This is a genomic window from Streptomyces sp. NPDC051740 (assembly GCF_044453165.1).
Lineage (GTDB): Bacteria > Actinomycetota > Actinomycetes > Streptomycetales > Streptomycetaceae > Streptomyces > Streptomyces atrovirens.
This window is the reverse complement of record NZ_JBITCL010000041.1, coordinates 21,557-32,536: the sequence shown is the minus strand read 5'-3', so window position 1 is coordinate 32,536 and position 10,980 is coordinate 21,557. Positions and strand designations below refer to the sequence as shown.

The 10,980-nt window shown below is 68.7% G+C and carries 9 protein-coding genes and 1 pseudogene; all 10 read right to left on the bottom strand.

Features of this window, described 5'->3' with window-relative positions; genetic code table 11:
- Nucleotides 1-322 precede the first annotated feature (322 nt).
- Nucleotides 323-451: pseudogene (locus tag ACIA6T_RS34965) on the bottom strand (undecaprenyl-diphosphatase); the annotation flags it as partial.
- A gap of 487 nt (nt 452-938) precedes the next feature.
- Entirely contained in the window at nt 939-1,265 is a 327-nt protein-coding gene (locus tag ACIA6T_RS34960) for an integrase core domain-containing protein (protein WP_399450539.1), read from the bottom strand.
- Nucleotides 1,262-2,473, bottom strand: a complete 1,212-nt coding sequence (locus tag ACIA6T_RS34955; protein WP_399450538.1) for an MFS transporter — start codon at nt 2,471-2,473, stop codon at nt 1,262-1,264. The genes ACIA6T_RS34960 and ACIA6T_RS34955 overlap by 4 nt, the downstream gene beginning before the upstream one ends.
- Complete coding sequence (locus tag ACIA6T_RS34950) at nt 2,470-3,954, bottom strand: GMC family oxidoreductase N-terminal domain-containing protein (RefSeq protein WP_399450537.1); 1,485 nt, start codon at nt 3,952-3,954, stop codon at nt 2,470-2,472. Before ACIA6T_RS34950 ends, ACIA6T_RS34955 begins: the two co-directional genes overlap by 4 nt.
- Nucleotides 3,951-4,325 (bottom strand): hypothetical protein, encoded by a 375-nt coding sequence (locus ACIA6T_RS34945; RefSeq protein WP_399450536.1) that lies wholly within the window; start codon nt 4,323-4,325, stop codon nt 3,951-3,953. Before ACIA6T_RS34945 ends, ACIA6T_RS34950 begins: the two co-directional genes overlap by 4 nt.
- Nucleotides 4,322-5,740, bottom strand: a complete 1,419-nt coding sequence (locus ACIA6T_RS34940; protein WP_399450535.1) for an aspartate aminotransferase family protein — start codon at nt 5,738-5,740, stop codon at nt 4,322-4,324. Before ACIA6T_RS34940 ends, ACIA6T_RS34945 begins: the two co-directional genes overlap by 4 nt.
- Nucleotides 5,733-7,127: an NAD(P)/FAD-dependent oxidoreductase gene (locus tag ACIA6T_RS34935; protein WP_399450534.1), complete on the bottom strand. Its 1,395-nt coding sequence runs from the start codon at nt 7,125-7,127 to the stop codon at nt 5,733-5,735. The genes ACIA6T_RS34940 and ACIA6T_RS34935 overlap by 8 nt, the downstream gene beginning before the upstream one ends.
- Entirely contained in the window at nt 7,124-8,086 is a 963-nt protein-coding gene (locus ACIA6T_RS34930; protein ID WP_399450533.1) for a glycosyltransferase family 2 protein, read from the bottom strand. The genes ACIA6T_RS34935 and ACIA6T_RS34930 overlap by 4 nt, the downstream gene beginning before the upstream one ends.
- Before the next feature lie 223 nt (nt 8,087-8,309).
- Nucleotides 8,310-9,629, bottom strand: a complete 1,320-nt coding sequence (locus tag ACIA6T_RS34925) for a UDP-glucose dehydrogenase family protein (protein ID WP_399450532.1) — start codon at nt 9,627-9,629, stop codon at nt 8,310-8,312.
- 456 nt (nt 9,630-10,085) lie between these two features.
- Nucleotides 10,086-10,973, bottom strand: coding sequence for an ABC transporter permease (locus ACIA6T_RS34920; protein ID WP_399450531.1), 888 nt, complete (start codon nt 10,971-10,973; stop codon nt 10,086-10,088).
- Between the last annotated feature and the right edge of the window lie 7 nt (nt 10,974-10,980).

The window sequence follows — 10,980 nt, the reverse complement described above, 5'->3', positions numbered from 1 at the left end:
GTTTGTCCACACACCAACCGATGATCACGCGGTGGCCGCACCCGTTCCCGGCCGGGTCCCCCACAAAATCGCGAAGTCAGACTGGAGTACTAGGCCGGACATGAACCCCAGCTGACCCGCTCCACCCTCCGTACGGAAGGGCCCACACGGACGTGCGGGCCCTTCCGCGTCATCCCCTGCTTTGCGGACGCACACGCCCTAGTGGGGCATATCCCGCCTCTGCGGTGGGAGATGAGTGGGAGACAAGTGGGAGATGATCATGGCGTGGTGCTGCAATCAGGCGCTAGGAAATGCCAGATAGCGCTACCTGTGTGGCCTGGTTTCAGCCGCCGGATTCGCCCGCGTGCGGGCTCAGCACACCGGCTCCCACCAGCACGAACAGCAGGATGCCGAGCAGGATCCGGTAGATCACGAAGGGCATGAAGCTCTTGGTGGTAATGAAGCGCATGAACCGGTTCAAACGTCGAGGTCCTGAGCGGCTTTGACCTGCTGTTTCCACCACTCTTCAAGATCGAATGCGAGAGCAGTGGGAGATGGCACCTTCCAGTGCTCTCCCTCGCTGGCCACGAAGCGCAGCCACCTGGTTTGCAGCGAACCTGCAATCTCCTGCTCATGGTCAGGGTAACGTGCGAGTAGAGACCTTCCACGCCAGCGACCTCGTGGCCCATGCGGGTCTCCACGGCGATGCGACTGTGTCGATCTTCGTCCAACCACTCCTTGCCGCCGTGACGAAGCAGGTACAGCCGCTTCCCGGCGTACGCGGTCGCAGGGACCTCCGGAAGGGGACGGCGGGAGGTGACCAGCTGGGGCTGGCCCAGGCGAACCCTCTCGAACTCCTCGGAGGCTGGTCGACCGCGCGAGACCGGCTGCCAGTAGGAGTAGCTGAAGCTTGCGTTGGCCAGCAGCTCTGCCCTTGCCGAGAACTCCGTCCGTGCAGTTCAGGCCGCATGTTGGTACTCGTGGAGGGTGCCGCCGAGGTGGTCGTGTCGGCGTATGTCGAGGTGGGTGAGCTGCTCCGAATCGGTGATCGGTGGGGGCAAGGCGTGCAGTGGTCGGGCGCCTGCGATGCCCTGGTGGGGCCGGTGGGAATTGTCGTGCTGCTCGAACTTGCGCAGGGTGTGGAGCAGATGGTGCTGGTTCCAGATCAGGGTGCGGTCCAGCAGCTCGTGCCGGCAGGTCTGTATCCAGCGTTCCCTCGACGCGTTCATGCGCGGTATCCGGACGCCGGTAAGGTGAAACCGGCGAGGCCTTGTGGGTGTGGTCAGCGGGGTGCGGCGGGGCGGATGGTGCGGATCAGCCAGAGAGTCGCCGCCAGGCAGAGGGCCGAGATGACACCCAGCAGGAGCGGGACCGCACGGACGCCGGACCACTCGATGGCCTTGCCCAGTGCCGGTCCGGCGACCACACCACCGACCATCGAGGCGGCGATCACCAGAGCTCCAGCCCGGCGGGCCTGGGGGGCCGCCTTGTTGAGCCAGGGCAGCCCGGTGGGAAAGATCGGTGCGATGAATAGGCCGACACCGGCGTAGGCGTAGGGGGCGAGCCCCGGCACCGCGGCGAGCAGCAGACAGACCGTCATGCCCGCGCATGAGACCATGATGATGGACTGGGCCGAGAAGCGTAGCGCGATCGGTGCCACCAGGAATCGGCCGAGGGTCATCATCAGCCAGTACACGGAGGTGGCGGTCGCGGCGACCCCGGCGCTGTAACCGACGGTCTCCAGGTGTGTAGGCTCCCAGCCGCCGACGCCCGCCTCGATACCCACGTGCAGGAGGTACAGCGCGACGAACACGGCGAGCACCGAGCCCAGGCTACGGCCGAGGACCGACCTGCCGTCGGCCTCCGCCTTCATCGCCTCGCCCGGCTCGGGTGCCCGGTCGCGGACACCCCGCAGGCACAGCAGCAGCGGCAGGTTGGCGACCGCGAAGCCGAGGAAGACCGCCGGGTAGTGCTCGGAGCCGACCGCGCCGATGAGGGCTGGGCCGAGGATCGCGCCGATGCCGAAGTGGGCGTTGAGGATGTTGAGCATGGCGGTCGAGCGGCGGCCGAAGCCGACGGCGAACAGCTGGTTGAGGCCGTAGTCGATGCCGCCGAAGCCAAGCCCTGCAAACAGGGCCGCGGCCAGGCCGACGGGCCAGTTCGGCGCCAGCGCGAAGCCCGCGGCGCCGACCGCCATCAGCAGGTACGAGGCACCGAGAATCTGCCGGTTGCTGAGTCGGCCATAGAGCCTGTCGAAGAGCAGCACACCGGCGACACCGCCGATGAAGTGAGCGCTCAGCCCCAGCCCGGCGGCCGACGGGGAGAGCCCGAACTCCTCACGGAAGGCCGGGATCGCGGGCCCGTACAGGGCCTGGAGAGCGCCGATGAGGACGAAGCCCACGCAGGACGCGACCACGGCGGCGGTACTGAACACAGGGGCGTCCGGCGCTGCTTGCGGCGCTGTGACGCGCTGTGCGGTCGGTTGGTCGGTCACGCGGTCTCCAAATGACGGCCCACGATCTCGTGGGCGAAGGACATGATCGTTCCCTGCGGACTGATGCCGGGGGCGCCCGGCAGGACGCTGGCGTCGCACAGGTACAGGTTGGTGAAGCCGTGCGGTCTACCGAGTTCGTCGCAGACCCCGCTCCGCTCGGGCAGCGCCATGGGGCAGCTCGCCATGCCGTGCACGGAGACCAGCTCCCAGTCGCCGGGCCGCACCCGTGCGCAGTACGCCTCCACGTCCGCCTCCGTGCGCAGCGGCCCGGCGGAGCTCGTCGGCGGCAGCAGCTCCACGGCGCCCGCGGCGAACAGCAGCCGCGCGGTCCTGCGGAACGCCAGCCGCAGGGTGTGGTGGTCGGCCCGGGTCATGCCGTGGCGCAGCAGCGGTGCGCCGCCGACCACCCCGGCGATCCCGGCCGCCCCCTGCATGCGCACCTGCGTGGTGAACATGCCCACGTGGGCGCGGACGGCGAGGAGTTCGTCGACTAGCCGGGAGTCGCGGCCTGCCAGCGCGGCCCCCAGACCGCCGGGCGTCAGGTTGGACGGCATGACGAGCATGCCGAGCGCGGAGTGCTCCTGGACCTGGGCGGTGAACATCGTGCCGCGCACGGCGTCCACGGCTCTCGGGAACCGGGCGATGGTCCGCAGGTTGAGGTGCAGCGCCAGCCGGCGCCCGGCCGTCCGCCGGTGGATGCCGCTGCGCCGCAGCAGCACCGGCGTGCCGATGGGCCCCGCGGCGACGAACAGGGTGCGGGGGCGGTAGCGGACGAGCCCGCCGTCGGGGCCGGTCGCCTCCACGCCGCGCACCACTCCCCGATGGTGCGTGATCCGCTCCACGCGCGCACCCGGGCTGATGCGCGCGCCCAGTTCCTCGGCCTCGGGCAGGTACGTCAGGGCCATGCTCTGCTTGGCGCCGCTCGGGCAGCCGGTGGCGCACTGGTTGCGGTGCCGGCAGCCGCGCACCACACGCTGCGGATGCTGCCAGCGCCAGCCCAGGGAGTCGGCGGCGCGGGCCAGGAGCCGCGAGTCCTCGTTGCCGTCCCCGTGCTCCTGCACGATCATGCCGAGGCGCTGCTGGACCTCCGCGAAGCGGGCGCCCACGACCGGGTCACGGTAACTGCCGTATCCGGACCAGGCGGCCCAGCGGTCGAGGACGGTCGGCGAGGGCTCCCACAGCAGGCCGCCGTTGACCACCGTGGTGCCGCCGACCGCGCGGGCCTCCCCGTAGGCGATGGTGGGGGTGCCGAAGACCGCGGTCGCGCCGCCGTTGCGGTACAGGCGGCGCATCGACTCCGCGGGGCTGGCCGTCTCCAGGTCGCGGGTGGAGACCCGGGGTCCCTCCTCCAGGACGGTCACGGACCGTCCGGCGCGGGCCAGTTCCAGCGCGGCGACGCTGCCGCCCGCTCCGGAGCCGACGACCAGCGCGTCGCACTCGACCTCGCGCACACCGCTCGTACGTCTCGGCAGGATCTTCACCGCACGGCCTCCCGTGTCCGCGTGGTGTGCGGTGGCGCGACGCCGTCCAGGGCGCCGTACAGCGCCAAGGCGGTTGTCGCGCGCAGCACTTCGGCGTAGCCGGGCAGGCCGCGCAGCCGGGCGAGCCCCGCGCGGATCAGCTCGGGTGGGGCTGTGTGGGGCCGGGCGCGGGTGACGGCGCGGAAGACGGACGGGAACAGGCGGAGGGCGGCCGAGGTCCCCCACCGGTAGCCGGCGGGCATCCGGTTGAGGCTCTCCGTGGTGTGGTGCACCGCCCGCTGCAGCGCCGACGCCGGGCGCAGTGCCTCGTACACGGCGGCCCAGCAGGCCGGCAGCCCGGAGGCGTACAGGTCCCGCTCGGTGATCCTCACCCGGCCACCTTCTCTCGCACGAGTCCGGCCAGGAGCCGGGTGGCGCCCTGGTCGAGCACCTCGTCAAGGGCGTTCACGAACAGGTCGACCTCGTCGGTCTGCGCCACCAGCGGCGGCGAGACGATCAGGGCGATGGCGCGGTTGGAGCCGAAGAAGGTGAGGACGCCGTGCTCCCGGTACAGGGCGGCGACCACGGCCCCGGTCAGCAGCTTCGACACGGCCTGCGGGTCCTTGGCCAGTGCGGTGGGCAGCATCTCGCGCAGCCGGGCGGGGACGTCCGGGCCGGGGGTGAGGAACACCCCGTGCAGAGCGCCGCGGCCCTTGATCCGCCGGACCAGGCGGGGGTGGCGGGCGGCCACCTCGGACAGGCCCTTGTCCAGTTGCTCGCCCAGCTCACGGGCGCGGCCGGGGAAATCCTCCTCGACGGCGACCGCCACGGCTTCGAGGGCGGTCGCGGTCTCCTCACCGAACCCGTAGTACGTCGTGCTGTGCAGGGTCGCGTCGGACAGGTTGTCGTATGCGGCGCGGAAGATCGGCTCCCGGGTGATGTAGCCGGAGATGGAGGCCTTGCCGCCGCCGAAGGACTTGGAGGTCGTCACGATGTCGGGCACGAGTCCCGAGTGGTGCATGAAGTGGAAGAGGGCGCCGGTCTTGCCCCAGCCGGTGTACACCTCGTCGAAGACGAGCACGATGTCGCGTTCGGTGCAGACGCGGCGGACCTCGCGCAGGAACCGCGGGGAGCACTCACGCAGGCTGGAGGCGCTGAACGGTTCGAGGACGACGGCGTACACGTCGCACTCGCCGGCGGAGGAGGTGTGCCGCTCCAGCGCCAGCAGGAACGAGTCCAGGTCGTCGTAGGCGAATGTGTCCGTGCCGAGAATCTGCGGGTAGGGGAAGTGGACCTCGGGCGAGGCGGTGAGGCTGCCCGCGCCGAGGAGCTTTCCGTGGAAGGCGATGTCCGTGTGGAGGACGGTGCCGCGGCGCCCCCGGTGGTACTTGTAGGCGAGCTTCACCGCTCCTTCCACCGCCTCCGCGCCGGAGTTGGGGAAGTAGCTGATGTTCAGGTCGCCGGGCAGCAGTTGGGCCAGGTTGTGGCTGAGGGCGGCCACGTAGGGCGAGAAGTAGTTCTTGTGCACCTCCATGCGTCGCGCTTCCTGGAAGCGGCGCCGCGCGGCGAGGATCCGCGGGTGGTTGTGGCCGTGGCTGAGGACGCCGACGCCACCGGTGAAGTCCAGGACGCGGCGGCCGTCGCGCAGGTGGATCCAGGCTCCCTCGGCGTGGTCGACCAGGTCCCTGCCGAAACCGAAGGAGCCGATGAGGGAGACCTGGCTGCGGTTGACGAACCGCCGGTACAGGTCGTGCACCTGCTCGGTGGGCATCGCCTCGGCCTGGTCCAGGGTGATCAGCTCAGGCATCGTGGCTCCCGGCGGCTGCGGTGAGACGGTCGGCGATGAGGCGTCCGGCCCGGCGGCCGTCGCGTACGGCGTAGTTGGTCCCGCGGTCCTCGGGGAACACCTGTGCCATGCCCGCGAGATAGAGGCCCTTGACGTGGGCCTCGACCGGCGGCATCACGCGGGTGTAGTGCGGGGTGATCACCGGCTGGGCGTACTCGGCCCGCCAGACGTGGAAGCGCTGCACCCAGCTCCGGTCGAAGCCGGGGAACATGCGCTTGATGTGCGGGAGGCTGTACTCGAAGACCTCCTCGTCGGACATCTGGTACAGCTCGGCGTCCGTCGGCAGATACTTCGAGAGATAGACGACGTGCTTGCCGTCGTAGCGCTCGGGGTTGTCGAGGTTGGTGTGCTCGATGACGCCGACATAGGGGAAGTCGGGGTCGTTGACGTTGAGCCAGTACGTGTCGGACAGCTTGCGGTTGTTCTCCAGTACGAGGCAGACGTTGCCGAGGTAGTCGACGGCCGACCAGCGCCGCTGGAGCTCCGGCACCGCCGGGTGCTGCGCGCCTTCGTGGTCCAGCAGTGCGGCCGCGAGCCGGGGCGCGGTGGTGATCAGCACCTGGCGGGCCGGGTGGCGGACCCCGCCGGCCGTCACTGCGCTCACCCCGGCGCCGTCGGTGTGGACGGCCTCGGCCGTGGCGCCCGTGCGGATCTCGACGCCGAGCGATTCCAGGCGCCGTCGCAGCGCGGTCAGCAGGGCCTCGCTGCCGCCCTTGATGTAGTACAGGGTCTCCTTGCCGGAGCGGGTGCGGCTGCCGCCGCGCAGATGGAGCTTGGTCCACATCCAGGTGGCACCCACCTGGTCCGCGTACTTGCCGAACTTCCCTTCCAACAAGGGGCGCCAGACCACGTCGTACACCCGTCGTCCGCCCAGTGACACCAGCCACTCGCGTGCGGTCCGGGGCTCCAGCTCGCGCCAGTGCTTCACCCGCCGGGCGCGCAGGGCGAGCAGCCCCAGGCGAATGCGGTCCCGCAGCGGCAGCGGCGCGAAACGCAGTACGTCCAGGGGTGCGGAGAGCCGGTAGACGGAGTTGGCGTAGTAGACGCCCGTGCGGGTTTCGCGGGCTTCCAGGAGATGGGAGATCCCGAGGCTCTCGCAGAGCCGGATCATCTCCGTGTCCGAGGAGAACCAGTGGTGGTAGAAGCGCTCCAACCGTTTGCCCTCGCCGATGTCGAAGCTCGCGGCGAGTCCGCCAACGACGGGCTCACACTCGATGATCCGCACGCTCCGCCCCTGTGAGGCGAGTTCGAGCGCTGCCGACAGCCCGGTGAAACCGGCGCCGACGATGATGACGTCCACGGGGGTGGTGGCGGTGCTGCCCGCCGACCCCGCTGCTTCGGTGCTCACAGGGCGACACGCTCCTCTACGCGAAGGGACGGGGAGACCATGCCAAGGCGGCCCTCGACGACGTATTGCGGACGCCCCTGCACCTGTCGGAAGACCGCGTGCAGGTACTCGCCGATGACGCCCAGCGCCAGTGCCTGGGTGCCGAAGGCACCGGGCCGCGCCAGCAACCGCGGGTCGCGCTGAACCGCGGCCGCTACCACCCCAACAACCAGCACGGTCGTGCCCAGGTAGATGGGCAGGCGCAACGGCGCGGGGGAGCCCGCCATGAGGCCGCGCCGGGACAGTTCGAGCATCCTGCGCAGCGTGTATTTGGTCTCTCCGGCGTGCCGCGGTTCCCTGTTGAACGCCACGCTGGTCTCCGGGAACCCGAACCAGCTCACGGTGCCACGCAGGTACATGTGCCGGTCCGGCGACTTGGTGAGCAGCGCCACCACCTCGCGGTCCAGCAGCCGGAAGTCACCGGTGTCCAGGGCCAGCGGGTGGTCCGACAAGGCATTCAGCAGACGGTAGAACGCGTACGCGCTGGCCTTCTTGAACAAGGTCTCGCCCTCGCGGTTGCGACGCTGCGCGGACACCATGGACCAGCCGTCAAGCCACAGCGCGGCCATCTCGGGTATCAGCTCCGGCGGATCCTGCAAGTCGGCGTCGATGACGACGACCGCGTCGCCCACTGCCTCTCGCAGCCCCGCTAGGCAGGCCGACTGGTGGCCGAAGTTACGGCTCAGCTTCACGCCCCGCACGGTGGGGGAGGAGCGGGCTAGGGAGTCGATGATCTCCCAGGTGCCGTCCGAACTGCCGTCGTCTATGTAGATCTGTTCGCACTGGAAACCGGTGAGCCGGCTGAGGACCCTGCTGAGACGGGCATGGGTCTGGGCTAGCCCCTCCTCTTCATTGAAGCAGGGGATGACGACGCTGAGCGCCGGTCGGCTCTTACCGAAGATACGCTTTTCTCGCAGCACAGCACACCTTTCGCGTATGGCACACGTGGGCTTGGACTGGTGATATGCGCTTCTCGTGCTTCCTCGCGGCTGGGCCGATCAGGCCGCGTTGCTGAAGCCGCCCAGGAAGTAGTGCATGGTGTCGGGGCAGAGAGTGCTACCACGCTTCACTCCCCGTCGCAGTCGTGACTTGGCATCAGCATGGGGAGTGAGCGGCCGGAGGAGGCGTTGGCGGCGGTCGCGATCAGGGACGGCCGAGAGCGCGGAAGGTCCATCCTGCTTCGCGCCAGCAACGTGCATCGAGGGTGCCGCGGCCGTCGATGACCTTCGGGTCTGTCATACGGGTGGCGAGCCGGTGCGGGTCGATCTGGGAGTACTGCGGCCATTCGGTCAGGTGCAGGAGCAGGTCGGCGTTCTCGACGGCGGCCATCGGGTCCTCGATGTAGTCGAGTTCGGAGTGCGCCTTGCGGGCGTTGTCGAGGCCCTTGGGGTCGGTGACGGTAACGGTCACGCCGAGGTCGTGGAGTTTCTGGGCGACGGCCAGGGCGGGCGAGTCGCGGATGTCGTCGGTCTCGGGCTTGAAGGCGGCGCCCCAGACGGTGATCCGCCTGCCCATGAGGTTGCCGTCGAGCTGTTCGCGTGCGAGGTCGATCACGCGTTCGCGGCGCCGGTTGTTGATCGCGTCCACCTCGCGGAGGATCGTCAGGGCCCCGCCGACGCCGAGTTCGCCGGCGCGGGCCATGAAGCCGCGGATGTCTTTGGGTAGGCAGCCGCCGCCGAAGCCGAGGCCGGGCCACATGCCGGCGCGGCCGATGCGGACATCGTGGCCGAGGATCTCGGCGAGCTGGGTGACATCGGCGCCGGAGACCTCGCAGACCTCGGCGATGGCGTTTATGAAGGAGATCTTCGTGGCGAGGAAGGCGTTCGCGGAGGTCTTGGCGAGTTCGGCGGTGGCCCAGTCGGTGGCGATTGTCGGCGTTCCCGCTTCGATGATTCTCTCGAAGCACTCCCGGAGTACGGCTTCGGCCCAGGAGCCCTCCCTCTCGAAGCCGAGGACGAGGCGGTCGGGTCGGATGGTGTCCTCGACAGCGCAGGACTCGCGCAGGAACTCGGGGTTCCACGCGACCTCGACCGCGTGGCCGGCGGGCGCGTACTCGTGCAGCAGGTCGCGGACACGGGGGGCCGTGCCGACCGGGACGGTGGACTTCACCGTGACGACGGCCCGGCGCGTCAGGTGGGGTGCGAGCTGACGGACCGCAGTGAGCAGGTGACTGAGGTCGTAGGCGTGTGCGCCGGGCTGTTGCGGGGTGCCCACCCCGATGAAGTGCAGGTCGCCGAAGGCGGCGGCCTCTGCGTAGGAGGTGGTGAACCGCAGTCGGCCGCTGGCGGTGTGCCTGGCGAGGAGGTCGTCTAGGTCGCGCTCATGGAAGGGGGCTTTGCCCGTGTTGAGGGCGTGGACCTTGTCGACGTCGGAGTCCAGGCCGAGAACCTCGTGGCCAAGCTCGGCCATGCAGGCAGCGTGGGTGGCGCCGAGGTATCCGCAGCCGATGACGGTGAGCTTCATGAACGAGGGTGTCCCTTCGGATGAGGCCGCCTGACGGCGGGGTGTAAGGCGGGCCGAGCGGCCGGATGCCGGTGGATGTTGGTGCGGATGACAGGCGAGGTCGTGAGGATGCCGAGGAACTCGTGGGCGAAGAACCGGAGATCGACGTCCTCGGCCAGAGCAGAGTGACTCGTCCAGATACTCCGCCACAGGCCGGGCAACTCCGCGCCGGGGGACGAGAACCGCGGTAGCCCGGCTAGCCGACAGTCCGCCCCCTCGAACAGCCGCCGAGCAGTACCATCCCGAACCCAGCGGTGAGTGACTACGCCACTAGCCCGACGCGGATCCGGGGCAGCACCCAGTCCCGGGAGCGGATCGGACCGCCGAGGTTGAACCAGACCGTCAGTTCCTGACAGACGGTTCCATGGCTCGTGACAAACGGCAATGCTTTTCCAATAAAGTCGAAATTCGCAGATATCAGGCGCTTCCCGCGCCAGTGTATTTTCGCATGCTGATGGTGAACAGGGATCTGGCGGCCGCGAAGGCGAGAATTCCGACGAGTGGTGCGGCCGTCGCCAGCCAGGGCGAAAACGGGAGTTCCGCCGACTTGCCGACCAGCTCAGCCGCCGGAACATAACTAATGAATGCTATCGGAATACCGAAGGTGAGCAGCAGTTGCACATTCATCGGAAAGATCTTGAGTGGATAACTTCCGAAGGTGGCAAGAAGCTCGTCTACCCACTGCGACCAGGGAATAGTTGATATCGAACGCAGCGCGAAACAGGCGATAACGGTATGAATGGACGCCTCTAGGAACATGCCTCCGATGACGGCCAGGATCAGATAGCCGATGAGCGGGGCCGTCCAGTGCACATGCATCTCTGGCAGGGCTATGGCGAACAGCGTGATCGCCACGATCAGGTCGCCGATGGCATTGAGGAACAGCTTGTCCAACAGGATCTGCCGGTAGACGGGAAGCGGGCGCAGCATAAAGGTGTCGATCTTCCCTTCCTGAACGATGCGGGGAAGCGCCGCGAGCGAGGCGAACCCGGCGACGTACAGGCTGTGGCTGAGCAGTCGCATCGCCGCCACCAGGAGGATCTCGCCCTTCGTCCATCCCGCCAGGTCAGGAAAGCGGTTGACCAGCACTGTGGCCAATACCAGGACGGAGGCTTGCCAGATGATCCCGGACACGATGGCGAGCAGGAAGTCGCCGCGGTATTCGAGGTTCGCCCGAAAGTTCACCTTCGTCACACACCAGATGAGACGCAGGTTGTGGAATCTGCGGCGGCGGAGCCCTTCCAGCGCCACGATTCCAGGGAGATGCGCGAGTTGTTGAGTCTGAACCTCCAGTGTTTTCGTCACGTCTCCG